The sequence below is a fragment of the Pseudoalteromonas 'SMAR' genome (assembly GCF_048515945.1).
Taxonomy (GTDB): Bacteria; Pseudomonadota; Gammaproteobacteria; order Enterobacterales; family Alteromonadaceae; genus Pseudoalteromonas.
In genome coordinates, this window is record NZ_JBLWMW010000010.1 from 77309 (window position 1) to 101487 (window position 24179).

At 44.8% G+C, this 24179-nt stretch carries 23 protein-coding genes; 17 read left to right on the plus strand and 6 right to left on the minus strand.

The features are described from left to right. Nucleotides 1–70 precede the first annotated feature (70 nt). The 7 genes from ACNKW2_RS06560 to ACNKW2_RS06590 are packed head-to-tail and all read left to right on the plus strand — an operon-like array spanning nt 71 to nt 6131. The gene (locus ACNKW2_RS06560) at nt 71–841 is read left to right on the plus strand and encodes a DUF3450 domain-containing protein (protein ID WP_419147833.1); all 771 of its coding nucleotides are present in this window, start codon (nt 71–73) and stop codon (nt 839–841) included. 6 nt (nt 842–847) lie between these two features. Continuing rightward, complete coding sequence (locus ACNKW2_RS06565) at nt 848–2209, plus strand: MotA/TolQ/ExbB proton channel family protein (RefSeq protein WP_419147855.1); 1362 nt, start codon at nt 848–850, stop codon at nt 2207–2209. Then, the gene (locus ACNKW2_RS06570) at nt 2209–2733 is read left to right on the plus strand and encodes a MotA/TolQ/ExbB proton channel family protein (RefSeq protein ID WP_419147834.1); all 525 of its coding nucleotides are present in this window, start codon (nt 2209–2211) and stop codon (nt 2731–2733) included. Before ACNKW2_RS06565 ends, ACNKW2_RS06570 begins: the two co-directional genes overlap by 1 nt. Before the next feature lie 14 nt (nt 2734–2747). Beyond that, nucleotides 2748–3152: an ExbD/TolR family protein gene (locus ACNKW2_RS06575; RefSeq protein WP_336565819.1), complete on the plus strand. Its 405-nt coding sequence runs from the start codon at nt 2748–2750 to the stop codon at nt 3150–3152. Continuing rightward, a complete protein-coding gene (locus ACNKW2_RS06580) occupies nt 3152–3766 on the plus strand; it encodes an energy transducer TonB (protein WP_419147835.1) in 615 nt (204 codons plus the stop codon). Before ACNKW2_RS06575 ends, ACNKW2_RS06580 begins: the two co-directional genes overlap by 1 nt. Nucleotides 3767–3779: 13 nt before the next feature. After that, a complete protein-coding gene (locus tag ACNKW2_RS06585; protein WP_419147836.1) occupies nt 3780–5039 on the plus strand; it encodes a tetratricopeptide repeat protein in 1260 nt (419 codons plus the stop codon). A gap of 48 nt (nt 5040–5087) precedes the next feature. Next, a complete protein-coding gene (locus ACNKW2_RS06590; protein WP_419147837.1) occupies nt 5088–6131 on the plus strand; it encodes a hypothetical protein in 1044 nt (347 codons plus the stop codon). On the opposite strand, the gene ACNKW2_RS06595 is transcribed toward ACNKW2_RS06590, so the two are convergent. Further along, nucleotides 6128–6487, minus strand: a complete 360-nt coding sequence (locus ACNKW2_RS06595; RefSeq protein ID WP_419147838.1) for a conjugal transfer protein TraR — start codon at nt 6485–6487, stop codon at nt 6128–6130. The genes ACNKW2_RS06590 and ACNKW2_RS06595 overlap by 4 nt on opposite strands. A gap of 37 nt (nt 6488–6524) precedes the next feature. After that, complete coding sequence (locus ACNKW2_RS06600) at nt 6525–7508, minus strand: tRNA-dihydrouridine synthase (protein WP_419147839.1); 984 nt, start codon at nt 7506–7508, stop codon at nt 6525–6527. Between the two features lie 255 nt (nt 7509–7763). Between ACNKW2_RS06600 and ACNKW2_RS06605 the strand changes: the two genes are divergently transcribed. From ACNKW2_RS06605 to ACNKW2_RS06630, 6 genes are all read left to right on the plus strand, one after another. Beyond that, complete coding sequence (locus ACNKW2_RS06605) at nt 7764–8252, plus strand: HvfA family oxazolone/thioamide-modified RiPP metallophore (RefSeq protein WP_419147840.1); 489 nt, start codon at nt 7764–7766, stop codon at nt 8250–8252. Between the two features lie 94 nt (nt 8253–8346). After that, complete coding sequence (locus ACNKW2_RS06610) at nt 8347–9186, plus strand: HvfB family MNIO-type RiPP peptide maturase (protein WP_419147841.1); 840 nt, start codon at nt 8347–8349, stop codon at nt 9184–9186. After that, nucleotides 9186–9935 carry an HvfC family RiPP maturation protein gene (locus ACNKW2_RS06615; protein WP_419147856.1) on the plus strand — a complete coding sequence of 250 codons (750 nt, stop codon included), beginning with the start codon at nt 9186–9188 and terminating at the stop codon, nt 9933–9935. Before ACNKW2_RS06610 ends, ACNKW2_RS06615 begins: the two co-directional genes overlap by 1 nt. 390 nt (nt 9936–10325) lie before the next feature. After that, a complete protein-coding gene (apt, locus tag ACNKW2_RS06620) occupies nt 10326–10871 on the plus strand; it encodes an adenine phosphoribosyltransferase (protein WP_419147842.1) in 546 nt (181 codons plus the stop codon). A gap of 2 nt (nt 10872–10873) precedes the next feature. Further along, complete coding sequence (dnaX, locus tag ACNKW2_RS06625) at nt 10874–13150, plus strand: DNA polymerase III subunit gamma/tau (protein ID WP_419147843.1); 2277 nt, start codon at nt 10874–10876, stop codon at nt 13148–13150. A 62-nt stretch (nt 13151–13212) separates the two neighbouring features. Continuing rightward, nucleotides 13213–13539, plus strand: coding sequence for a YbaB/EbfC family nucleoid-associated protein (locus ACNKW2_RS06630; RefSeq protein WP_336565831.1), 327 nt, complete (start codon nt 13213–13215; stop codon nt 13537–13539). A 56-nt stretch (nt 13540–13595) separates the two neighbouring features. Here the strand turns inward: ACNKW2_RS06630 and ACNKW2_RS06635 are convergent, their stop codons facing one another. Together ACNKW2_RS06635 and ACNKW2_RS06640 are read right to left on the minus strand one after the other, a co-directional pair. Further along, nucleotides 13596–15689 carry a TonB-dependent receptor gene (locus ACNKW2_RS06635; RefSeq protein WP_419147844.1) on the minus strand — a complete coding sequence of 698 codons (2094 nt, stop codon included), beginning with the start codon at nt 15687–15689 and terminating at the stop codon, nt 13596–13598. Nucleotides 15690–16055: 366 nt separating this feature from the next. Beyond that, on the minus strand, nt 16056–18134 hold the full coding sequence (locus ACNKW2_RS06640; protein WP_419147845.1) for a M13 family metallopeptidase: 2079 nt from the start codon (nt 18132–18134) through the stop codon (nt 16056–16058). A gap of 253 nt (nt 18135–18387) precedes the next feature. On the opposite strand from ACNKW2_RS06640, the gene recR reads away from it, so the two are divergent. Then, nucleotides 18388–18990: a recombination mediator RecR gene (gene recR / locus ACNKW2_RS06645; protein WP_419147846.1), complete on the plus strand. Its 603-nt coding sequence runs from the start codon at nt 18388–18390 to the stop codon at nt 18988–18990. Nucleotides 18991–19153: 163 nt separating this feature from the next. Then, nucleotides 19154–21067, plus strand: a complete 1914-nt coding sequence (gene htpG / locus ACNKW2_RS06650) for a molecular chaperone HtpG (RefSeq protein ID WP_419147847.1) — start codon at nt 19154–19156, stop codon at nt 21065–21067. Between the two features lie 66 nt (nt 21068–21133). Here the strand turns inward: htpG and tpx are convergent, their stop codons facing one another. Next, on the minus strand, nt 21134–21715 hold the full coding sequence (tpx, locus tag ACNKW2_RS06655; protein ID WP_419147848.1) for a thiol peroxidase: 582 nt from the start codon (nt 21713–21715) through the stop codon (nt 21134–21136). 202 nt (nt 21716–21917) lie between these two features. Here tpx and ACNKW2_RS06660 point away from each other — a divergent pair, with 202 nt between their 5' ends. Further along, nucleotides 21918–22922 carry a response regulator gene (locus ACNKW2_RS06660; protein ID WP_419147849.1) on the plus strand — a complete coding sequence of 335 codons (1005 nt, stop codon included), beginning with the start codon at nt 21918–21920 and terminating at the stop codon, nt 22920–22922. A 2-nt stretch (nt 22923–22924) separates the two neighbouring features. Continuing rightward, a complete protein-coding gene (locus tag ACNKW2_RS06665) occupies nt 22925–23899 on the plus strand; it encodes a sensor domain-containing diguanylate cyclase (protein WP_419147850.1) in 975 nt (324 codons plus the stop codon). A 37-nt stretch (nt 23900–23936) separates the two neighbouring features. Here the strand turns inward: ACNKW2_RS06665 and ACNKW2_RS06670 are convergent. Beyond that, a partial coding sequence (locus ACNKW2_RS06670; protein WP_419147851.1) for a hypothetical protein occupies nt 23937–24179 on the minus strand: 243 nt, incomplete at its 5' end.

The window sequence follows — 24179 nt, forward strand, 5'->3', positions numbered from 1 at the left end:
TCAGGGTTGCTCTTCTATTGTTGAGAGCGCGAAAATTATAAAAGTAACATTACTTAATTGGTTGGGAACTATGTCTGTTAAAATCAGAAAGAGTCTTGTAGCATCAGCGTTGGTTGGCGCTTTTGCATTTGCAAGCAGCAATGTGATTGCAGATCCTTTGAAAGATGTGCAAGATGCAGGTCAACAAATTCAAAAGGCTGCTGTTAAGTCTCAAACTAAAATTGACAATGTATATGGTCAAACTCAAGAGCTAATCGCTGAGTACCGTAGCGTTGTTGACGAAACTGAGCTAATGAAGGTTTATAACGATCACGTAGCACGTTTGGTCGCTGACCAAAACGCTTCAATCGAATCGTTTGACCGTCAAATCGCAACTATCGATAACACGAAACAAAACGTTGTGCCTTTGATGTATCGCATGATCGATACGCTTGAGCAATTCATCAAAGCGGACGTTCCGTTTAATATGGACACCCGTCTAGAGCGCGTTGAAAAACTACGCAGCATCATGACTAACTCGTCAGTAACGACTTCTGAAAAGTTCCGTCAGGTACTTGAAGCGTACACAATTGAAACTGACTACAGCTCCACTACGGTAGCTAGCCAAGGTTCACTTGAACAAAATGGCAAAAACATCAACGTTGACTTCGCACGTCTTGGCCGTATTGCATACGTTGCTCAGTCGTTCGACCAAAAGCACGCTTGGGTTTGGAACAACAACACTAGGCAGTGGGATGAACTAGGCGAAGAATACCTTAAGCCTGTTAAGAGCATGATCCGTATTGCCCGTAAGCAAGCGGCTCCTGAACTTGTAAACCTACCAATCTTTGGCGCGGAGTAATTAATGATGAAGAAACTATTTAAAGGTTTTGCAGTTGCTGCAGCGTTAACAGTTTCTGCTGGTGCCGCGCTTAATGCACACGCAAACACTGAAGCATTGGATAAAATCCTAGAGCAGGTTAAACAAAACCGTATCTCTGAAGGTAAAATCAATCAGCAACGCGAACAAGAGTTCTTAAGCGACCGTGCTGACAAACAAGCGCTACTGAACAAGGCGAAGCGTGAACTAGCGGCTGAAAAAGCACGTGGTGAGCGCCTAAACGAGCAGTTCAAGCAAAACGAAATCACTCTTGCAGAGAAAGAAGTTGAGCTTGAAAATGCCAAGGGTACCCTTGGTGAGATGTTCGGTGTGGTTCGTCGTTCAGCAGCTGATGCCATCGGTTCTATCGAAGCATCAATTGTAAGTGCTGAAAAACCAGGACGCGCTGAAGTACTTCGTTCACTAGCAGAAGCAAAAGAGCTTCCTACTACACGTGAACTTGAAGACCTTTGGATTGCATTCCAAACAGAAATGACTGAGTCAGCGAAAGTTTCTAAATTTGAAGCGGAAGTAGCTGAGTTAAGCGGTGACGTGAACGTTAAAGAAGTAACTCGTGTTGGTAACTTCAACCTAGTAACGAAAGACGGCTACGTTATTTATGACGCTGAGAACAAGCAAATCGTTCCTCTAGGTAAGCAGCCAAGCTCTGAGCTAGCTGGTGTTGAGCGTCTAATTAACGCATCTGCTGGTGAATACGTTATGGTTGCAGTTGACCCAACTCGTGGTTCACTACTACAACTTAATACCCAACGTGCAACTATGGAAGAGCGCTGGCACCAAGGTGACACTGTTGGTTATATCATCACCGCACTACTTATCCTAGGTGCATTGATTGCAGTTGTTCGTATGCTTGACCTAGTTATTGTAAGCGGCAAGATCAAAGCTCAGATCAAAAACGCTAATAACCCGAACAGCAACAACCCACTTGGTCGTATCTTGAAAGTTTACCACGACAACAAAGACCAAGACGTTGAGAACCTAGAACTGAAACTTGATGAAGCTATCCTACGTGAAACACCACGTATCGAGATGGGTGTTAACATCATCAAGATCCTAGCGGCTATCGCGCCACTACTAGGTCTACTAGGTACAGTTGTTGGTATGATCCTAACCTTCGAATCAATCACACTTTACGGTACTGGTGATCCGAAGATCATGGCAGGTAACATCTCTCTAGCGCTAGTAACTACAGCACTAGGTCTGATTGCAGCTCTACCACTAATTCTACTACACGCTATCGTAGCTGGTCGTAGTAAAGCGGTTCTACATATCCTAGATGAGCAAAGCGCAGGTATTGTTGCTGCTCACGCGGAGAAGGAGAAAGCCTAATGTTAGTCCTGATGGAGATATGGGAATCTATCAGGGATTTTGTTGCTACAGGCGGCGATGTATTATACGTGGTCGCAATAGCACTCTTTCTAATGTGGGTTTTAATGATTGAGCGCTATTGGTTCCTATTAGGTGAATTTCCAAGATTACATAAGGAAATTGTCGCCAGATGGGACGCCCGCCAAGATACTACGTCTTGGTACGCACACAGAATCCGCGATGCATGGATTTCTGAAGCGTCTGAAAAATTAGATGAGCGCATGTTGATTATCAAAACATTGGTTGCGATGTGTCCTTTAATCGGTCTTTTAGGTACAGTGACAGGTATGATCACAGTATTTGAGACAATGGCTACTCAAGGTACGGGTAACGCACGATTAATGGCTTCTGGCATTTCAATGGCTACGATACCAACAATGGCTGGAATGGTTGCGGCACTATCAGGTGTTTTCTTTAGCACGCGTTTAGAAGCACGCGCAAAAATGGCTAAAGAGAAGCTTATTGATAGCTTGCCTCATCACTAGAGAGAGATTGAATTATGGCACGTAAACAACGTTTTCGTGAGGAAGAAGAAGCGGCAGTTGATATGACGCCGATGCTAGACATCGTATTTATCATGCTGATCTTCTTCATCGTAACCACTTCTTTTGTTAAAGAAGCTGGTATTGAGGTTAATAAGCCAAAAGCGGCACAAGCACAGAAAACCAAGAATGCGAACATCTTTATTGCTATCCGTGAAAACGGTGAGATTTGGATGGACAAGCGTCAGGTTGATGTTGAACGTGTAAGTGCAAACCTTGAAAGTCTAATGGCTGAGCAACCTACAGACGTGGTAATCATTCAAGCTGATAAAGGCGCGAAGCACGGTGTAGTTGTTAAGGTTATGGACCAAATCAAAGCGACTGGCGATAACCTGAAGATTTCAATAGCTGGAGATCAGTAATGATTCGACTTCTGTTTTCACTTCTAGCAGGTGGGGCAGTAACTCTCGGCTTGTTCTTTTTTATGTCTTATCTTATCTCCGGAGGAGCGGATAGGGCGGATGTTCAAAAAGAGCAAATCGTCGTCGAGATTATGTCGAATCCACCTGAATCTAAGGTGCAGCAGCGGAAGCGTGTCCCGCCTCCGCCGCCGCCACCGCCCAAGCAGCCGCCTAAACCGCAGCCGCCTCAGCCTGACACGGCTGATCCAGCTGCAGGTGCAATCGGCTTTAATATGCCTAGCATCGATCTAGGTGGTACAGCAGGTGGTTTATCTGGACCTGGCGAATTCGGTCGTGATGGTGATGCTACACCGATCGTTCGAATTGAGCCGAAATATCCGCCGCAGGCAGCGCGTGACGGTAAAGAAGGTTGGGTTCGTTTGTCTTTCACAATCAACGAAGTTGGTGGCGTTGAGGACATTGAGATCATTGAATCAGAACCTAGACGTATCTTTGACCGTGAAGCTAAGCGTGCGCTTCGTAAGTGGAAATACCGTCCAAAAGTTGTTGACGGCAAACCACAGAAGCAGCCTGGCATTACTGTTCAGCTTGATTTCACGCTGAACCAAGGTTAATAGGAGGCAAGACATGAAAAGTTTACCTAAGTTAACGGCTCTTGCTCTTCTGGTTTCCTTAACCGGCGGAATGTACTCAACAGCAGTTTTTGCAGCGCCTAACTATGAAGAGATAGAAGAGCGCAAAAACGCAAAAACCAAAGTAATGGGTGAGCGCGTAGGTAAAAAGGTTGCTAAAGCGTTTGAACTTTACAACGAAGATAAAGTTGACGAAGCCATTGCTGAGCTTCGTGAATTAGACCCTTCAGACGAGTTCGACAAAGCGACAGTTAACCGTTACCTAGGCCAGCTTTACGCTCAAAAAGAGAACTACGCAGAAGCGATTAAATATACTCGCCAAGCAGTTGCTCCAGACGTACTTAACTTCAAAGAACAAGGCGACTTGATGAAGTTATTAGGCGACTTACTTTTAGGTACTGAAAAGTACGCTGAAGGAATTAAAGCCTACTACGCTTGGATGGACTTCACTGGTGAGAACGATCCTAAAGTGTATGGTCGTATCGCTCAGGGCTACTATGAGCTTAAGCAGTATAGCAATGTTATTGAGCCTGCAGACAAAGCGATTGCTGCGTCTGAAGAGCCTAACAAGCAATACTACCTAATGAAAATTGGTGCTTACTTCGACCTTAAACAGTTCCAAAAAGCTGTTGAGGTAGGTGAGGAAATGATTAAGATCTTCCCGGAGGATCCTAAGTCATGGACTCGTCTAGGTAGCTTCTATCTACAAACTGAAGATTACAGCAAAGGTTTGACTGTAATGGAAGTGGCGTATGATAAGGGTTACTTTGAAAAAGAAAACCACTACAAGATTTTAGGTAGTTTGTATTCACTGGTTGAAATTCCTTGGAAAGCGGCTGTTTCTTACGAAAAAGCTATTAAAGATGGTCATATCGAGCGTACTAAGCAGAATGTTACTGCAGTAGCTAGCTATTTCCACCAAGCGAAGCACATTAGTGAAGCTGCTAAATACTATGCAGAAGCTGCGAAGTTTGATGACGACGCAGAGCTTTATAGAAAGTCTGGTAGTTTGCTGTTACAAGATCAGCAATTTAATGCGGCTGTTGAAAAGCTTAACAAGGCGCTTGAGTTAGGAACCGATAAAGAGGGGACTACTTATTCTGACTTGGCAGAAGCTTATTACTATCAAGATAAGTTTAAACAAGCTTACTCAGCAATTAAGAAGGCGCAGGAAGATCCGAGCACTCGTAAATTTGCTAGAAGCTGGGCAAACTTCATCAAGGAAAAAGCACAGCGTAGAGGCGTAAGCCTTTAAGTAAAAAGCCCCGCAAGGGGCTTTTTTGATTCTGGAATGACAAGCAAAATGATGTCGAAACCACACATACCTTTTTTACTTCTACTTTTTTTAAGCTTTTTAGTTGGCTGCACGGATAGTAAAACCACTATACTTACACAACAACAGTTACAACAGCAGTTGCAACAGCTTAATGTGGCGCTCCAGTCAACTGCTTCTACTAACACAGCGTCTGCTAACACAGCGTCTGCTAACACAGCGTCAACTAGCCTAGCTAGGTTACCTTTTAGCGAAGCGTATTTAGCACGCCGTCATGAGCTACTAAATAGCCAATTGTCTAACCCCGATGCCACGGCGCAAAAAGAGCTTAATTATTTAAAAATTCAAGAGCGCTACCCCGAGCGTTTTTTACTTTGGCCTGCGCACCTCCCAGTATTAAAAAACTTAACTAACCATACTACACCGGCTCAAGTAGAAGAGTGGTTAACGCTGGTAAAAGCAAGGCTAGAAGCGGGGCTTGAGAGTAAAATTAAGCTGAGTCGCATAGACCTTAGACTGATCACAGAGCAGTTGGCGCAAAGTGATAACAATAGTGCGGCATTTACAGCACTAAATAACTACCTTAGCAGTTACAAACCGCGAGCAATGCCAGGCCTGCAACAATTGCCTAATGGCAAAGAGTGGTATCAATCGAAACTTAATTTTTACGGGAATATTCAGGCGTCGCCAAACCAGGTGTTAGCGCAATTAGCAAGCGGCTCTGAGCTTGAGCCAATAAGACAATTAGGCGAGCTCACGTTGAGCTTGAATGAACCGGCAATATTGACATTATTAGGGCCGGATTGTGCTCAGGTAGGCGGGCTTAACTGGCGCGATGGCTTTATTAATATTCCCGCCACAGTAGGGTCATGTCAGCAACAACTGCAGCAGTATGAATCGCTGTTACGGGTTTTGATGGAAATTGACATTGGTATACATGTTCAAGGTTGGTCGACCAAGCAAGCTGTTGTTGCGCTTAACTCAAGACTAGCGCTGAATGAACAACAAGCGCAACAACTGGTCAATAATATTATTTACTTCCCGGCCACCATATTTGCTGCTTATACTGGCTAGTTTTTAGCGAGTTTAGCATGGCAACCACCACACCGCTGAGCTGCTGGGTCTTGCTCAAGTAGCTCAGGCTCAATGGCCTGCTCACAATCACAGCAGTAACCAAACTGGCCAATGTCCATTTGACACAAAGCCGCTTCAACTTTCATTAAACGATCGTACTGTGGAAATTGCTCAGGGTTGATTTTTTCCATGACAATATCAAGCCACTTGTTAGGTGGGTTTATTTCAAGGATATTGGCAAGATTATGAGTAAACTCATTAGGTGAAGCTTTTAACTCCCCCAAAAAGTCGTTGCGCAGTTGGTTTAACTCGGTGAGTAAACTCTGCTGATAACGTGTTGGTGTATTTTCATTCATGGCGCTCTCCTCTAGAGCCCCATTATGTTTTCACTCGCTATTGGCTGTTATGATTTGAATCAAGAACAGGAGACTTTGCGTATTTGTTCAGCACCGTAATGACGTCTTGCTTGCCCTTTAGGCGCTTAATCTCGTCAAATAACGTGTGTGCTTCTGGGTACTGTAATTTTAGGTAACCTAACCATTGCTTGGTTCTGGAAGAAAAGTACTTTTCACTCATGTTGTCGTCGTCATGCATGGATGAATTAACAATGTGATGGACAACGTGCCCCCAAGTTAATGGTTGATAATCACGACCCTGTATATAGGCTTTTATTTTTGCCGCTAAGTCAGGCATGGCGAGGGCCCCTCGACCTAGCATTAGGTCTTGGCACTGACTCACTTGCTGGCAGCGCATGGCATCTTCAACCTGCCAGATCTCGCCATTGGCAACCACAGGGATGGTTAATCGGCTTAAAAGAGCTGGGATCTTTTCCCAATAGGCTGGCGGCCGGTAACCGTCGCGCTTGGTTCTAGCGTGAATGGCTAGGCTGGATGCGCCTCCTTGTTGCACGGCGTCGACAATCTCAGTGCTATTGGCATCATCATCAAAGCCTAAGCGGATCTTCGCACTCACAGGGTGCTCTGCAGGTACGGCTTCTCGTACCGCTTTAATAATGTGGTAAATTTGCTCTGGTTCTTTTAATAATACCGCACCACCGCGACTTTTATTAACGGTTTTTGCCGGACAACCAAAATTTAAATCAATGCCATGTGAACCCAGTTTGACGGCTTTTCTGGCATTGGCGGCCAAGGCGTGAGGCACTTGACCTAGCAGTTGGATACGCACAGGAGTACCCGCGCGAGTATAGCCGCCATTAAATAACTCTGGGCAATAACGGGTAAATACTCGGCGCGGAAACGTCAGGTCGACGACGCGGATAAACTCAGTTACGCATAAATCAAAGCCACCAATGTCGGTTAATAGCTCACGCATTTTATAGTCAACCACACCTTCCATTGGGGCGAGAACGAGTTTCATGTTATTTCCTGTGCCTGGTAAAATATCGAGTGCTGCACTGACCATGACAAATGGCAGATACTAGGCTAAACTGTGTTAAGAAAAGCGCGCTATTTTAGCGAAACTAGGTAGTGAAGTCACTGTTTTGTCTTTTTGCTCTGGTTGCAAAAAGTGAATGACTGGCAGACGTTGTCATTTTTTGCGACGATAGTGAAATAATTTATGGCACCTCAAGGTCTTCTAATAGAACCGATAACCATTTTGAGAGAAAGAAACATGAATACCGTCAAGAATAATTCAATTGCTTTAACATTAAGTGCGGTTGTTGCTGGTACTGCCGGCTTAACTGCAACAGACGCAAACGCCAACCCTTTTTCATTTGAGACCATGACAGCAGGTTATCAGCTTGATGCTGGTGAAGGTAAATGTGGCGAAGGCAAATGCGGTGGCGACGGCAAAGGCAAAAAAGAAGGTAAATGTGGCGAAGGCAAATGCGGCGGCGATGCCAAAGGTAAAAAAGAAGGGAAGTGTGGCGAAGGTAAGTGCGGTGGCGACGCCAAAGGCAAAAAAGAAGGTAAATGTGGCGAAGGCAAATGCGGTGGCCATGCCAAAGGCAAAAAAGAAGGTAAATGCGGCGAAGGCAAATGCGGTGGCGACGCCAAAGGCAAAAAAGAAGGTAAATGCGGCGAAGGCAAGTGCGGTGGCCATGCCAAAGGCAAAAAAGAAGGTAAATGTGGCGAAGGCAAGTGCGGTGGCAACCACTAAGCTTTACCGGCTCGGTAGTGATGCTATTGAGCTTTATCATAAATGCGTGTAAGTGCACGCATTTATTGCTATTCCAGCCGTAACTGAGAGAGTAATGAGCAACGAAATAGGTAACCTTGGCTTGGGTCTGCGCCGTGAAATGCTAGATGACATTTTGAGCAGCCCGCCAAAGCAAGTCGATTTTTATGAAGTCGCCCCCGAAAATTGGATAAAGTTTGGTGGTAAGCTAGCGCGGCAATTAGCGCAAATCAGTGACAACCACACCTTGATTTGTCATGGCTTATCGCTATCTCTAGGGGCGCCAGCGCCGCTAGATGTTGACTTTATTAAGCAATTAAAAGCCTTTTTTAATCAACATCAAGTGGCCATTTACAGTGAGCATTTAAGCTACTGCTCGGGCAGCGGTCACATGTACGATTTAATGCCCATCCCCTTTACAGAAGAGGCGGTACAGCATACGGCAAAGCGTATTCGTGAAGTACAAGACCGACTAGAGCGGCGCATTGCAGTAGAAAATGTGTCTTATTATGCCGCTCCTGGACAACAAATGTCAGAGCTCGATTTTACCTTAGCGGTGCTTGAAGAAGCGGATTGCGATCTGCTGCTAGACGTCAATAACATCTACGTAAATGCCACTAACCATGGTTACAGCGCGGAGCAATTTTTGGCAGCCATGCCCACAGAACGTATTGCTTACGGCCATATTGCCGGACATTACGTTGAGGCGGAAGACTTACTTGTTGACACCCATGGAGCAGACGTGTGCGCCCCTGTATGGCAATTATTGCAACGAGCTTATGAGCTCCATGGTCTATTTCCTACCTTACTTGAGCGCGACTTTAATATTCCGCCGCTCGCTGAGTTAATGCATGAAGCGCAGCAGATAGTCGATTTGCAAAAACAAGTTAAGCCATCCACAGTGCGGTCACAATGATGTCGTTTATCGAAACCCAACAAGCGTTTATGGCCCATATTCGTGACCCAGAAAACCAGCCAGCCCCCACTGGTATTGAACCGCGTCGTTTAAAGATCTATCAAGAGCTGTTTTTTAATAACATTGAAGGCTTTGTCAGTAGCGCATTTCCAGTACTTAAAAGCGTATACAGTGACGCTGCATGGCTGCAGTTGGTCCGGCAGTTTTTTGTGGTTCACGACTGTCAAAGCCCCCATTTTTTAGATATTAGCAAAGAATTTTTGCTGTATTTACAAACTGAATATCAACCCCAGCCAGAGGATCCCAGTTTTTTGCTGGAGCTTGCCCATTATGAATGGCTTGAGCTCGATGTGGCGACCACCAAAGAAAGCCCTGATGAGCAGGTATTAGAGGCCGAAAACCTAAGTTCTGCCGCTTTACAACTGGCCAGTACGGTGCGTTTAGGGCACTACCAATATCCAGTTCACCAAATTACTGCTGACCATCAACCACAATCTTGCAGCGGTGAAACCTATAGTTTTGCCTTGTATCGTGACGCCGAGGATGAAGTGCAGTTTATTGCCTTAAACCCAATGACGGCCTTGTTATTATCCTTAATTGACAGCAACCCTGGCATTACCTTAGCGGAGCTGGTTGCTGACATCCAAGAGCAAGCTCCGCAGTTTAGCGTGGAGCAATTACAGCAAGGGGCAGAGCAGACCTTAACTGAGTTTGCTAGCCGCGGCATTTTGGTGGCAAAAGTACTTTAAGCCAAGTGCAACATCGATTATTATACCGCCTGATTTTTGTCGTGCTAACTCATCACTGGGGCGCCAGGGTGAGTCTTAATTAAAGGTAGTATTATGTCTCAAGGTGATTTTAAAGATCCGTTTAATGCCAAGTACTTTTTGGCTTTTGTTGCTGTTTTTGCAGGGATTGGCTGTTTAAATGCCATTCTTGGTTGGGCAACGGCGATCGTGTAAACCCGATCACCCCAGTTAATTCAACTGGTATCCAATAGAGGCTGCATTATGCAGCCTTTTGTGTTTTTATTGCGCTGTTTTTCGACATCAGGGTAGGCAATCTTACTCTGTCGGTTTCAACTACCGAGAAAATTGTTATAATCTCACTCTTTTGTAAATAAATTAAAGCTTATCATTATGACGACAGCGAACATGTCATTAATCAAAGACAGTATTGCCACTGTTCCAGACTACCCAAAGCCAGGTATTATGTTCCGCGATGTAACATCATTGCTAGCCAACCCAGAGGCTTTTAAAGCAACCATTGATGCCTTTGTAGCGGCCTACAAAGACGCAGGCTTTACTAAAATTATTGGTACTGAGTCTCGCGGTTTTATCTTTGGCGCGCCATTGGCATACGAGCTAGGCATTCCTTTTATTCCAGTGCGTAAACCGGGCAAATTACCACGAGAGGTGATCAGCCAGTCATACGAACTCGAGTATGGGCAAGACACTTTAGAGCTGCACGCAGACGCTATTGCGGCCGGTGATAAAGTGCTGTTAGTGGATGACTTGTTGGCCACAGGTGGTACCATTGAAGCAACCGCGGCACTGGTTAAGCGCCTAGGTGGTGAAGCCACAGACGCGGCGTTTGTTATTTCATTGCCAGGTCTTGGTGGCGAGCAAAAAGTAAAAGACTTAGGCATTGAAATTCTGTCACTAGTTGAGTTCGAAGGCGAATAAGCATGAGCTATCAGGTTCTGGCAAGAAAATGGCGACCACAAAACTTTCACCAGTTAATGGGGCAAGAGCACGTTAAACAGGCGCTGGTTAATGCGCTTAATGAACAACGTTTGCATCACGCTTACTTATTTACTGGGACGCGTGGCGTGGGCAAAACCACCATTGCCAGGATCTTTTCGAAAAGCCTCAACTGTGAGCAGGGGGTGACATCCACCCCTTGTGGTCAGTGCAGTGCCTGCAGTGAAATTGAAGCAGGCAAATTTATTGACCTAATTGAAATTGATGCGGCGTCTCGCACCAAAGTGGAAGACACCCGAGAAATTTTGGATAACGTGCAATACGCCCCAACTCGTGGGCGCTACAAAGTCTACTTGATAGACGAAGTACACATGTTATCAAAGCATAGCTTTAATGCCTTGCTGAAAACCTTAGAAGAGCCGCCACAACACGTTAAGTTTCTACTGGCCACCACCGATCCGCAAAAGCTGCCAGTGACTATTTTATCCCGCTGTTTGCAATTTAACCTTAATGCCATGACGCAAGACCAAATTGTCGAGCAGCTGCAGAAGGTATTACCACAAGAGCAAGTCAGTTTTGATCCCGTGGCCTTGCAAACCTTGGCCAAAGCCGCCGATGGTAGTATGCGAGATGCCCTGAGCTTAACCGATCAAGCGATTGCTCAAACCAATAGTAATCTTACTCTTGCGGCGGTGCAGTCAATGCTAGGGTTAATGGATAGCGCCCATGCGGTTATCTTGCTCTCGGCCATCTTGTGTCATGATGGTGAAGCCTTGATGCAAGCTGTTGACAAAATTGCTCTACAAAATGGTAACTTTGTCAGTGTGTTAGACGATATGATTGCGCTATTACATGCAGTTCAACTGACCCAGCTGGTAACGAGTGCGGCCAAGATATCGAACTTTGATAGTAACGATATTGAGTTGTTTGCTCAGCAAATGTCACCACAGCAGGGGCAATTGCTGTATCAATTGCTATTAAATGGCAAAAAAGATTTAAAGTGGGCACCTGAGCCGAAATTAGGCTTTGAAATGATCATGTTGCGACTATTAGCATTCGAGCGCGATGATCACTCTGCGGCTGTGCCTGTGTCCAGTGCCCCCTCACCGCAAAAGGATGACAAGGTTGGCGGTTTACGTGAGCTATTAAAAAAGCCCACCGCAGCAACCGCAGAGCCTCAAGAGCCAGCGGCTGTGAGCAAAGGTGAGATTGCGAATACCACGCCACCTTCTGCGCCAGCAGAGCAAAGCACTACCACTGAGACACCGCAGCAAGCGCCGAAACAAGAGCTGCAAAGTAGCCCGCCACCAGTAACTGAGGCAATGGAAACAGACATTGCCCAGCAATATGACCAAGTGATGTCACAGGCTGCTGAGCAAGGCTTTACGCCTGATGCCGCTAATCACTTTGTAGCCAGTGAATCGCAACCTCAACCGCAATCAGATACAGTGTCAGCAGCTGCGGATGATTCAGCACCACAACAGCAAGCCGGCAACGTTTCTGAGCAGCACTCTCAGGCACAGTCTGCGATAGCACGAATATTAAAGAATCGTAATATCTCTGGGGCTGGCAAATTGGTGGGGGCAAATGGCGAGGTAAAAAAGTCTGAGGCGCCTGAGGCGCCAACCGAAACGGCTAGCACCACTGCGTTTGAGCAGCCCAACGAGCAACCTGCCGTAGCGCCAGAGCCGGTGCCGCCGCGTCCTCGCCCGGAGAAAAAAGCCGCGTTTCAAGAACGCCACAAACCGATCACGGAAAATTTAGCTCCTGAGCTATTAGAGCAATTATCACCAGAGCCGACCACCTCGGATACAGAGGGTAACGAGGTAGAAATACCAGCTCCGGAAAATTTCGTCAGTCCCATCAGCGAGATTAAATTTGCCCATCAACAAGATGATTGGGCGAGTATGATTGAACAAATGCAATTGGGCGGGCGAATTCGTCAGTATGCGCTGCACAGTATTTTTAGCCAAAACGGTTCCAAGGTTTCGTTGCAAGTAGATAGCAACCAACAACATCTGGACTCGCAGGCGCTGCGACAAAAACTCACCGAGAGTTTATCCCAGTTATTGGGGCAAGCCATTGAATTAGTTATTAGCTATAGCGATGGCTTGCAACATACGCCTTTTATTGTGCAGCAGCAATTAGATCAACATCGCCTAGCACAGGCGAAAAGCGCCATGCAAAGAGACCCCTTGGTCAGTGCATTTGTGCAAGAATTTGACGCAACGTTAGATGAAAATAGCGTTCAAGCATTGTAATTACGGGCTTTAGCCCTTATCTTTTATCTTATAAACCCTATTGAAGTACAAGAGAGCAAAGTATGTTTAAAGGCGGAATGGGCAACATCATGAAGCAAGCGCAGCAAATGCAAGAGCGCATGGAAAAAGCCCAAGAAGAAATTAAAACACTAGAAGTGACTGGCGAAGCGGGTGCAGGCTTAGTGAAAGTAACTATGCTAGGCAGTCACAATGTTAAGCGCGTTGATATCGACGAAAGCTTAATGGAAGACGACAAAGACATGATCGAAGACCTACTCGCAGCTGCGGTTAACGATGCCGTGCGTCGCGTTGGTGAAGAAACGCAAAAGCGTATGTCTGAAGTAACCGGTGGAATGCAAATGCCACCAGGTATGAAGATGCCGTTTTAATAAAAGCATTATAAAAATAGCGCCTTTAAGGCGCTATTTTTTTGCCTATTAACTCCCTAAAAACGACCAATCAAGGATAGCTTGGCATGGAGCGGCTCACCTACGCTTGCTTGGTGCGTAGAGTGGGCGCTGGGGAAGTAGAGCTTATCGGTTAGGTTTTGAATATTTAACTGCACTCGTAAGTCGTTTGAGACGTCGTAATAAGCCCCAGCATCGAAACGCGTGTAGCTCGGCAATATAGCCTTGTTGCCATTATCAATATAGCTTTGGCCTTGGTAGGTAGCACCTAGACCAACACCAAACACGGCATTTATCTGGTAATTGGTCCACACCGAGAAGGTGTTTTCAGGTAACTCTCGGGGCGTTCTTCCGGTAGGCCCATTGCGGTCAACAATTTCACCCTCTAAATAGCTGTAGTTAACAGAAAGGTGCCAGTCATCGCTAATGGTGCCGGCTAATTGCATCTCAACACCTGAAATCTCTGAGTCGATCACATCCAGGGTTTCGGGGTCGTTATCGGCAACCTGCGGTGAACTTTGCTCATTTTCAAATAGGGCGGCGGTAAAGTTCAGGCCAGAGTCAAAGTCCCACTTCAACCCTATTTCTTGGTTGGAGTAAGTGTCTGGGTCTAGCTGATTATTATTGCCATTGATATTGGCATATTGCTCACCGCTTCGTGGCAAGAAGGACTCACTGTAGCTGGCATAAACGGAGACGTTTTCCATCGGTTGGAAGATAAGCCCAGCACGGGGAGAGATTTCTTCATCTTTGCGGCTGCGGGTTTCAAGCACCGTGGGCATGGCATTGAATACCTCGATATCAAAGCTATCGAAGCGCGCGCCTAAGACAATATCAAATTGTTCGGTGATGGCAATTTCATCTTGCAGATAAAAAGAGAAGACATCGAGGTTGACGCGGGTGTCATCATTTAAATCGCTAAAGCCTGTGGTAAATGCCACCCCATCTGCATTGGTTCCTGCAAAAGCGTTAAAGTCGAGTGGTCGCGCAACATTGAAGCGCTCTTTATCGGAGTTTGTGGTACTGAACACCGGGTTAAAGCGGTTTTGGTTTGAGTTAGTTTGGATCCATTCACTGCCGACAATAATAGTATGTTCTATATCGCCTGTTTGTAATTCTGCAATGAGGTTACCTGAGAGGATGAAGTTGTCACGTACGGTTTCATCAATATAACCATCTAACTCGACAATGTTGCTTACTGGGTCGTAATCGCTGGCATAAAAGTTAGCATACACTTTATCGTAGTCACCATAAAAGGCATTGAGATTACCCTTGATGTTATCGCTGAACTGATGGCTAAGGTTGGCGCGCAAAGTGTGGGCATCTAATTCATGATAATTGTTCTGCGGATCGGCAAAAACAATATTATTTAATGCCACCACGGGGCGACCATTTTCAGCCGTAGGGATACCGCGGTCGATGAAGCGTTCATGGTTGATGTATTCATAACTCAGGTCGAGCAAGGTGGTGTCGTTGAGTTCGAAGTGCATGGTAGGGTTCACACCCAAGCGCTCACCGTCGTAAAAGTCTCTGTCTCCCTCTATTTGCTGATACATGGCATTCACTCGTAATGCCGAGTTTTGTGAGGTCATGGTGTTGATGTCGACTTGACCGTTAACGCCAGCAAAGCTATCAACAGAAGTATTAAAGCCGACGAATTGAGTATCTAACTGGGCTTTTTTTGATACACGATTAATTATCCCGCCAGTACCACCGCGACCAAATAATAGCGCATTCGGGCCCCGTAATACCTCTACTTGCTCAACATTGTACAAAGCACGGTAATACTGCACATCGTCACGATTACCATCGATGTAGAAATCGGCGGTAGAGCGGACACCACGAAATACCACAGCATCACGATGGCCTTCACCCTGAGAGTTATTTATGCCTGGGATATAGTCAACAATGGCGCCAATGCTGGTAATGCCGCGCTGGGTAATTTCTTCTGCGGTCATAATAGATAAGCTTTGTGGCACATCAATAATAGGGGTAGGGGTTTTAACTGAATTGGACTTGTTGATAGATAAATATTGGCCTTCAACGGTAATCTTCTCTATGTCTTCTGAGTTGGCTAAAGCAGGTTGGCTGACTGTTAGTGCAGCAGCTATACAGGTTAATGTAAACTTCAAAACGTAATCCTCAGTGGTTACTTCAAACATTATTAAGTAAAAAAACCGTATAGTAATACTGTTACTTGTTTAATTAAGATCATTCTAATGAGAGTGATTTTTATTTTTGTTCGTTAAAAAGCTAGGATCTGAAGCTGAATAGTGTGACAGTGGCTGTGTATTTATTTTGGCAGCTGCGCCTAACTATGGTGTTAGGCGCAGTTATAAGCGCATTGATTTTGCTGCGCCTAATAATAGTTGACGTGCTATTAGGTTAGCGTTGCTCTAGCTTGAATAATGATAGTGCAAACAATTAATTAGCACTAACAGTGGTTAGTTCGCGCTAATCTCACCATGGCAATAAAATCATGGGGCAATTAGCAACGGTTACCAAATACGAACGCGGTCTTCAGGTGCTAAGTACAACTTATCTCCAGGCTTAACATCGAACGCTTTGTACCAAGCATCGTGGTTACGTGGTGCTAAAGCTCTATATCGACCAGGAGCGTGGGTACCAGCACGAAGCTGATTGAGCATACTTTGTTCGGTACGTTTTTCTTTCCATACTTGCGCCCATGCTAAGAAAAAGCGTTGGTCACCGGTAAGGCCGTCAATAATTGGTGCTTCTTTGCCACCTAAGCTTAACTTGTAGGCATGATAAGCCATAGCCAAGCCACCGACATCACCAATGTTTTCACCTAAGCTGTTGCGGCCATTAACAAAGTTACCTTCGATTGGTTCATATTGACTGTATTGAGCCGCAAGTTTATCTGCTTTTTCTTCAAATGCAGCGCGGTCGGCATCACTCCACCAATTACGTTGAACACCAGAGGCGTCTGACTTCGAGCCTTGGTCATCAAACCCGTGTCCCATTTCATGGCCTATCACGGCACCAATACCACCGTAGTTGACGGCAGGATCCGCATTTGGATCGAAAAATGGAGGTTGTAAAATTGCGGCAGGGAACACGATTTCATTAAATGAGCTATTGTAATAAGCATTCACACGTTGTGGTGTCATTCCCCAGCGGTTACGATCGGTTTTTTCTAGCTCTTTGGCAACACTTTCATTGCGGAAAAACGTTCTTAAATTCTTAACATTAGACATTAAATCATCATCAGTTAATGTTAAGCCAGCAAATGACTGCCACTCATCAGGATAACCAATTTTAGGAGTGAAAGCCGCAAGTTTCTCTTGCGCATTGACCTTAGTTTCTTCTCCCATCCAATCTAGGTTGTCAATTCTTTCGCCTAAAGCTTTACGTAAATTCTCTACCAGCTCAGACATCTGTTGCTTTGAAGACTCAGGGAAGTAGCGATCTACATACACTTTACCGATAGCGAAACCTAGAGACTGAGTACCTGACATAGCACTTATTGCGCGTTTCCAACGATCGCGAGGTTGTTGCTGTCCACTTAAGTGCTTACCATAAAAAGCAAAGTTAGTGTTAAAAACGTCTTCTGATAACAATGAAGCGTTACCACTTAGGGCATGGTATGCCAAGTAATCTTTCCAAACGTTTATGTCTTCAGAGTTAATGAGCTTAATCATTGCTCTGATCGGCTCAGGTTGCGCCATATTTAGTTGTGGGACTTTGTAACCCGTTTGTTGGAAGTATAAATCCCAATTAAAGCCGGGGTATTGAGTATCTAAGTTTTCACGTTTGATTTGATTTAAGGTTAGATCTCGGTTTCTTCGCTTTTCTCGTGGCCAATGGCCTGCAGCCATTTTAGTTTCAAGTGCCAAAATGGATTCTGCACGCTCCATAGCCTTATCTTTGCCGATAATTTTTAGCATGTCAGCAATGTGCTGAACATACTCTGCACGGGTTTTTACAAAACGCTCAGCATCTTCTAAGTAAAATGAACGGTCAGGAAGGCCTAATCCACCAGCCCCCATAGACATTTCGTATTTATTCGGGTCTAAACGGTTGAACCACATTCCACCGCCAATTGGCGACTTAACACCGGTGAGCCAAGATTCTCCGAATACTTTTGTTAGGCCATCAGTATCTGTAATGGCATCGATTTCTTGTAGCAGTGGCTCGATGGGTTTGGTGCCTAATTTATTTAATCTTTCAACGTCCATATAGGCATTATAGAAATCAGCAATAAGCTGCTGCTCTTCATTTAGGTCTTTAGCATTAGCGATTTCTTCAACGATAGTTTTAACCTGTTCCTCGCTGCGCTCAGCTAATGCTGAGAAAGCACCAAATCGTGTTTTATCCGCTGGCATTTTATAGTTTTCGTACCAAGTACCACTGGCATACATAAAAAAGTCGTCGCCAGGCTTAACACTTTCATCGCGAGCAGAAAGGTCAACTCCAAAAGTGCCCAGTTCTGCTTGTGGGCTATCTGCTTTAGCCGCAACGTTTTCAACTTCACTACTCTTGTTATTAATACTTGGTTCACTGCAACCGCTTAATATCAAGGCTGCTAATGAACTTGCTATTATTGTTTTTTTCATTACTTTTCTCTAGTTATCGATATCGTCAATCATCTACGGCAAGGTAATCTTGCTCATGGTTTCTGATTCTTGAATTAATTAGGTACTAACTCAACTTTTTACGGTGAATGAATGGTAAATGGTTCAGGCTATAGCTTGCAGCGAGTGTAGAGTTGGCAAATACACCGGGCTTTTATTCAGCGCAAAGATCCCTTATTATTTCGCCATAATCTGAAATAGGTGCTCAGTCGATGCCAGTAATAGAAGTAACTTTATGCAATTATCTCCAAGTTTAACTGCGCTAATCGAAGCGTTACGCTGCTTGCCTGGTATTGGGCCTAAATCGGCGCAACGGATCGCTTTTCATTTACTTGAACGTGATAGAGACGGCGGCAGTCAATTAGGACAATGTTTGTCACACGCGATGCAAGCCGTGGGGCATTGCAGCAGTTGCCGGACGTTTAGCGAAGTAGAAACCTGTGATACATGCCAGAGTGTAAAGCGTCAAGACACTGGGCTATTGTGTGTGGTTGAATCGCCCACCGATGTCCTTGCCATTGAACAAACCGGACAGTACAACGGCTTGTATTTTGTGCTGATGGGGCATCTTTCTCCTTTAGATGGCATTGGCCCCAATGAAATTGGCTTAGATATTTTAGAGCACAAACTCAGTGCCGGTAAGATAAAAGAAGTGATACTGGCAACTAATCCAACAGTTGAAGGCGAAGCGACTGCTCACTACATTTCTGAACTATGTGATAAATACCAAGTCGATGCTTCGCGTATTGCTCATGGCATGCCAGTGGGGGGTGAACTGGACTTAGTCGACGGCATGACATTGATGCATGCCTTTAGCGGCCGTAAAAAGTTGTCTTAAGCCCATTTCATGGCTTCGCTCTACTTAACTAAACTAAAGTAGAGCGAATTGTTAAAAAATTAGCACTGTCCCTCTTGAATCCTTTTTCTCTCTCCCCCATATAGCAAGCATATTCAGGTTTTGTTTATACAAACTGCACTAATTGCTTATATTGGAGAGAACAATGTCCGCAGCTCAAAAAGAAACATTAGGCTTTCAAACAGAAGTCAAACAACTATTAAACCTAATGATCCACTCTTTGTACTCAAACAAAGAGATCTTTTTACGCGAATTGGTATCTAACGCATCCGATGCGGCCGACAAACTACGTTATCTAGCACTGCAAAACGGTGACCTTTATGAAGGTGACGCCGATTTACGTGTACGTATCAGCGTTGATAAAGACGCTAAAACTGTGACCATCGCTGATAATGGTATCGGCATGACGCGCGATGAGGTGATAAGCTCACTGGGCACCATTGCAAAGTCGGGCACGGCTGAGTTTTTCAAAAACTTAACCGGCGATCAGGCCAAAGATTCACAGCTTATTGGCCAGTTTGGTGTGGGTTTTTATTCTGCATTTATCGTGGCAGACAAAGTCACTGTTCGTACTCGTAAAGCGGGTGAAAAACACGCCATTGAGTGGGAATCACAAGGCGAAGGCGAGTTCACCATCGCCGACATCGACAAGCCTGAGCGCGGTACTGAAATCACGCTACACCTTCGTGATGACGAAACAGAGTTTTTAGAGTCTTACCGTCTGCGCGGTATTGTGACTAAGTATTCAGATCACATCTCCATTCCGGTTGAACTATACAAAGAGCCAGTCCCTGAGTCTGAAGGGCCTGACGGTGAAAAGATTGAAGCACAACCAGGTGAGTGGGAAGCCATCAACAAAGCGACTGCACTTTGGACGCGCGACAAATCTGAGATCAGCGAAGAAGAATACAAAGAATTCTACAAGCATGTGGGCCATGATTGGGAAGAGCCACTGACTTGGGCACACAACAAAGTAGAAGGTAAGACTGAATACACCAGCTTGTTATATATCCCGAAAAAAGCGCCGTTTGATTTATACAATCGCGAGCGCCAATCAGGTCTTAAGCTTTACGTGCAACGTGTGTTCATCATGGATGACGCCGAGCAGTTTATGCCAAGCTACCTGCGCTTTGTTAAAGGCTTACTAGATTCTAATGATCTACCGTTAAACGTATCGCGTGAAATTCTGCAAGATAACAAGATCACTCAAGCGATTCGCAAAGGCTGTACTTCACGGGTATTAAAAATGCTTGATCGCATGGGCAAAAATAAACCTGAAGACTACCAAGCATTTTGGAATGAGTTTGGTAATGTGATCAAAGAAGGCCCAGCAGAAGATATGGCCAATAAAGACGCCATTGCTAAACTATTGCGTTTCAGCTCGACTCACACAGACGAAGCAACTCAAAATGTCTCGCTAGAGCAATACATTGAGCGCATGAAAGAAGGCCAAGATAAGATTTACTATGTGGTTGCAGACAGCTTTGAAGCAGCGAAAAATTCACCGCACTTAGAAATCTTCCGCAAGAAAGGCATCGAAGTATTATTGCTAAGCGACCGTGTTGATGAGTGGATGATGAGCCACCTCACTGAATTTGAAGAAAAACAAATTCAATCCATTACGCGTGGTGATTTAGACCTTGGCGACATGGACGATGAAGAAACCAAAAAAGCTCAGGAAGAAAGCGAGAAAGAAGTCGAAGGCTTAATTGAACGCGTTAAAACAGTCCTAGGTGACAAAGTCAAAGAAGTACGCTTTACTCACCGTTTAACGGATTCTCCGGCGTGTGTTGTTGCCGACGACCATGATATGAGTTCGCAAATGCAAAAACTTATGGAGCAGGTTGGTCAAGCGGTGCCAGAAGCCAAGCCGGTATTTGAGTTAAACCCAGAGCACCAGCTGGTTAAACACCTGAACACCGAGCAAGATGAGGACAAATTTGCGCAGTGGTCGGAAGTATTATTGGACCAAGCTATGTTGGCGGAGCGCGGTAGCTTAAAAGACCCAGCTGGCTTCGTTAACCGCCTTAATAAATTGATGCTTGATTTAAATAAATAAGCTTATCAAGAGAGAAAAAGCCAGTTACAAGTTTACTTGTCACTGGCTTTTTTATTGCCAGGTTGCTTAGAGTTGCTCTAGCGCCTTGACTACAGGGTCATAGTCAGGCTCTTTTGAAAGGTTTTCTACCAGCTGTTTGTAAACCACTCTGTGGTCCTTATCGAGGACAAAAATGGCTCGGCTCAACAACCCCATGTCTTTGATCAGTAGACCGTAATTTTCGCCAAATGAATGCCACACCGAATCCGATAAGGTTTTTACTTTGTCGATATTTTCTGCTTTGCAGAAGCGCTTTTGCGCGAAAGGTAAGTCGGCGCTAATGGTAAGCATGGCGACATCAGGAAACTTGTCTGCCACTTGTTCATTAAAGTGTTTGGTTTGTAAGCTACAGGTGCCGGTATCTAGGCTTGGCACCACGCTAATTAAAACCGCGCGACGTTCAAAATCCGCCAAAGTAACGGCAGTAAAATCGCCATCAGCGACTTTAAAGTCAGGTGCTGCTTGGCCTTGGCTGACGCCAGAGCCGAGTAAGACGACCGCTTTACCACCTGCTTTTACTTTACCTGCATCAAGAGTGTTCTCTGGTAGGTCAAAGGCAAGCGCCGAGGCACTAATAAGACTACTCGCTAACAATAGGGCTTTCAGCATAAAGTATTCCTTTTGAAGTTAACTTAATTTAATTGAGTGTATTATACTGACAGTGAGTAACCAAGCTTAAGCGATATTTAGATTGTCAATATTGACGTCTTTTATTAACATATGTCGCAATTTTGAGCTTTTATCTCATAATTATAACTAAAACTTCCCATCAATGTGCCGATAAGCATGGGAAATAGAAAAGAGAGCTTGTATGTCAACACTAGTCCTGATCTGCGACGATTCAAAACTTGCCCGCCGCCAATTGGCCCGGTCACTGCCTGATGATTGGGACATCAAGGTTGAATTTGCTGAAAATGGCATTGAATGCATTGAACAAATTAAAGCGCTCTCTCCTGAAATTCTGTTTCTAGATCTCAACATGCCGCAAATGGATGGTTATGGTGTACTCCAGGCCATTAATGAACAGGGCTTGTCTGTGCTGACCGTGGTTGTCTCTGGGGATATCCAACCTAACGCCCACCAGCGGGTGATTGAATTGGGCGCCATTGATTTTATTCGCAAACCTTGCGATGCCGCCAAGCTAGCTGAGATTATTGAGCATCACGGAATAAAAGATAAAGCCATCCGTGAGAGCTTAGTCCATAAGTTAGGTGAGCAACTAGACCCTGAAGTGCGTGATATCTATCAAGAGCTCACTAACGTTGCTATGGGTCAAGCGGGAGATTTGTTAGCGCGACTACTTAATGTTTTTGTCGAGTTACCTATTCCCAATGTTAATGTTTTGGAAGTTAATGAGTTGCATATGGCTTTACAGGCGATTGACGCCAATGCCACCACGTCTGGCGTTTGCCAGGGCTTCATTGGTGGCGGAGTATCCGGTGAGGCATTGTTATTATTGAATGATTCAAGCTTCAAAGAAATTGCCTCGTTGATGAATTACCATGGTGAGCTCAACCACAAGGTTGAGTTAGAACTTCTGATGGACATTAGCAATATTTTGATTGGTGCAATATTAACCGGTTTATCAAAACAGCTCGATATGCCTTTCAGTCAAGGCCACCCAGTAGTGCTTGGGCAACATGCTGATGTCTCAGAGTTAGTTAAAGCGAATAAATCGCGTTGGCAACGTACTCTAGCGATAGAAATTAGCTACGGAATAGAAGATCACAACATCAACTGCGATTTAATGCTACTGTTTACTGAGGACTCGCTGAAAACCTTGAAATATAAAGTAGCTTACTTATTGGATGATTAACGATGCCAGCAGCCGACTTTGATATGAATGAAATCCATTGGTTAATGGATATGTTTAACACCGTAGATGTAGGCTTGGTGGTGCTCGATCGCGACTACAAAGTATGTATTTGGAATGGTTTTATGGAAAACCACTCTGGTTTACTGCCAAGCGCGGTAAAAGACAAAGAAGTGTTCGACTTATTTCCTGGCATAGATGAGCAGTGGTTTCGCTCTAAAGCCGAACCAGTTTTTGTACTTAAAAATCGCTCATTTACTATTTGGGAGCAGCAACCGTATATTTTTCGCTTTAAAAACTACCGTCCCATCACTGGTAAAGCGGATTATATGTACCAAAATGCTACTTTTATTCCCCTCACCACAGTCACAGGCGACGTAGGCCATATTTGTGTGATCATTTATGATGTCACCGATGAGGCGGTAAATAAGCTGGAGCTCGAGTCCTTAAACAAGCAGTTGGAAAAAATCAGTCGAACCGACAGTCTTACTCAACTGCATAACCGTGGTTTTTGGGAAGAAAGCCTAAAACAAGAGTTTAAACGTTTAAAACGTAATCAGGGCCAAAGTGCGCTGCTGATGTTCGACATTGATCACTTTAAACGTATTAATGATGAATATGGTCACAGTGGTGGCGACGAAGCGATCAGACACATTTCTGACCTATTACGTAAAACCTTGCGAGAAACCGATACGGCAGGACGCTATGGCGGGGAAGAGTTTGCCGTTACCTTACTTGATACCGATGAGCCAGGAGCACTTACCTTTGCTGAGCGACTACGTTGCTTAATCGAAAACTCCTCTATCTACTATGATGAGCAACAGATCAAAATAACGGTTAGCCTGGGTGTTGCCGTGTATACTGATGCCTTTGAAAAGCATGAGCAGTGGATCGAAGCCGCCGACCAAGCGCTGTACGCATCGAAAGAAAATGGCCGCAACCAGGTCACGGTGTACTCCCAAAAGCTTGATAATAAATAATTCTTTCAGACGGCTGGCACATAAGGGTTCCAGCTGTTTAACTCTCCATGCCTAGTATTTTATAAATCTGCGCTACACTGTGCTGATGCTGAGTCAAGCCTATAGGCCTGAATATTCCGATTAAATAAGAAGCTTTTTGACCAATGAATACCAATAAGAAAAGTGAACACTCACATTGGTGACAGGCTAATAATACCCTCATACTTTGATGCTCAGTATAAGCAGTAATACCATTTCGCTTAAATATCTGATCTAATATAGGGCATATAAAATCACTGAT

Excerpts from the sequence above, each read along its gene's own strand:
- ACNKW2_RS06640 (WP_419147845.1), bottom strand. The coding sequence starts at position 18,134 with ATGAAAAAAACAATAATAGCAAGTTCATTAGCAGCCTTGATATTAAGC.
- dnaX (WP_419147843.1), top strand. The coding sequence starts at position 10,874 with ATGAGCTATCAGGTTCTGGCAAGAAAATGGCGACCACAAAACTTTCAC.
- ACNKW2_RS06565 (WP_419147855.1), top strand. The coding sequence starts at position 848 with ATGAAGAAACTATTTAAAGGTTTTGCAGTTGCTGCAGCGTTAACAGTT.
- recR (WP_419147846.1), top strand. The coding sequence starts at position 18,388 with ATGCAATTATCTCCAAGTTTAACTGCGCTAATCGAAGCGTTACGCTGC.
- ACNKW2_RS06605 (WP_419147840.1), top strand. The coding sequence starts at position 7,764 with ATGAATACCGTCAAGAATAATTCAATTGCTTTAACATTAAGTGCGGTT.
- apt (WP_419147842.1), top strand. The coding sequence starts at position 10,326 with ATGACGACAGCGAACATGTCATTAATCAAAGACAGTATTGCCACTGTT.
- ACNKW2_RS06610 (WP_419147841.1), top strand. The coding sequence starts at position 8,347 with ATGAGCAACGAAATAGGTAACCTTGGCTTGGGTCTGCGCCGTGAAATG.
- ACNKW2_RS06630 (WP_336565831.1), top strand. The coding sequence starts at position 13,213 with ATGTTTAAAGGCGGAATGGGCAACATCATGAAGCAAGCGCAGCAAATG.
- ACNKW2_RS06660 (WP_419147849.1), top strand. The coding sequence starts at position 21,918 with ATGTCAACACTAGTCCTGATCTGCGACGATTCAAAACTTGCCCGCCGC.
- ACNKW2_RS06580 (WP_419147835.1), top strand. The coding sequence starts at position 3,152 with ATGATTCGACTTCTGTTTTCACTTCTAGCAGGTGGGGCAGTAACTCTC.
- ACNKW2_RS06665 (WP_419147850.1), top strand. The coding sequence starts at position 22,925 with ATGCCAGCAGCCGACTTTGATATGAATGAAATCCATTGGTTAATGGAT.
- ACNKW2_RS06595 (WP_419147838.1), bottom strand. The coding sequence starts at position 6,487 with ATGAATGAAAATACACCAACACGTTATCAGCAGAGTTTACTCACCGAG.
- ACNKW2_RS06570 (WP_419147834.1), top strand. The coding sequence starts at position 2,209 with ATGTTAGTCCTGATGGAGATATGGGAATCTATCAGGGATTTTGTTGCT.
- ACNKW2_RS06615 (WP_419147856.1), top strand. The coding sequence starts at position 9,186 with ATGTCGTTTATCGAAACCCAACAAGCGTTTATGGCCCATATTCGTGAC.
- tpx (WP_419147848.1), bottom strand. The coding sequence starts at position 21,715 with ATGCTGAAAGCCCTATTGTTAGCGAGTAGTCTTATTAGTGCCTCGGCG.
- ACNKW2_RS06575 (WP_336565819.1), top strand. The coding sequence starts at position 2,748 with ATGGCACGTAAACAACGTTTTCGTGAGGAAGAAGAAGCGGCAGTTGAT.
- ACNKW2_RS06600 (WP_419147839.1), bottom strand. The coding sequence starts at position 7,508 with ATGAAACTCGTTCTCGCCCCAATGGAAGGTGTGGTTGACTATAAAATG.
- ACNKW2_RS06560 (WP_419147833.1), top strand. The coding sequence starts at position 71 with ATGTCTGTTAAAATCAGAAAGAGTCTTGTAGCATCAGCGTTGGTTGGC.
- ACNKW2_RS06590 (WP_419147837.1), top strand. The coding sequence starts at position 5,088 with ATGATGTCGAAACCACACATACCTTTTTTACTTCTACTTTTTTTAAGC.
- htpG (WP_419147847.1), top strand. The coding sequence starts at position 19,154 with ATGTCCGCAGCTCAAAAAGAAACATTAGGCTTTCAAACAGAAGTCAAA.
- ACNKW2_RS06585 (WP_419147836.1), top strand. The coding sequence starts at position 3,780 with ATGAAAAGTTTACCTAAGTTAACGGCTCTTGCTCTTCTGGTTTCCTTA.